Source organism: Stenotrophomonas maltophilia group sp. Smal12, from assembly GCF_037079935.1.
Lineage (GTDB): Bacteria > Pseudomonadota > Gammaproteobacteria > Xanthomonadales > Xanthomonadaceae > Stenotrophomonas > Stenotrophomonas sepilia.
The window spans coordinates 1-510 of the sequence record NZ_JBAWUK010000139.1 but is presented as its reverse complement, the minus strand read 5'-3'; the positions used below and the strand labels follow the sequence as shown (position 1 = coordinate 510).

Genomic DNA, 510 nt, shown 5'->3' with positions numbered 1-510 from the left:
AAGCGCAGCCGTTCCACCACACATCACCAGCTGAAGCTGGAGAAGTTGTGTCACGGCCTGCGCAACCCGCAGCGCCCGCGAGTCCTTCAGCCCAAATGGGAGCTTGCGCTTAAACCATCCAAATATGCGGAACCTCCGGACAAGTCGCAACTGCGGCAGAGAGACGGGACAGCACCGGCAGCACTTAGGTTAAAAGGCTTCACCAATGGATGACACGTTTCGCAGGCACGTTGTCAGCCTACTCAGACCTAAGAACATAGTCGAACACGGCACTCCAGGGACCTCGGCGATCCGATCGGGCCTCCACGTCGGACGTTCCCGACCCAGAGTATGCGACATGGCAATTACAGACGTTCACACACAGGGCCGGCCAAGAGATGGATGGCGTCAGCATCGCCGGGGCTTTCTGTTGGTTGCACTGAACTTGCGACCCATTTACTCTCCCGCCTGGAGTGGCCAGGGAGGCCGTAATCGCCCCTGGCGCTCGTGACGAACACTCACTCAGCAGAG

The 510-nt window shown here is 59.0% G+C and carries 1 protein-coding gene; it reads left to right on the top strand.

Annotation, left to right across the window (positions count from 1 at the left end; all coding sequences use genetic code 11):
* Positions 1 to 213 (top strand): hypothetical protein (locus WDC87_RS21960; protein ID WP_336331350.1); only part of this gene is annotated, 213 nt, incomplete at its 5' end.
* Between the last annotated feature and the right edge of the window lie 297 nt (positions 214 to 510).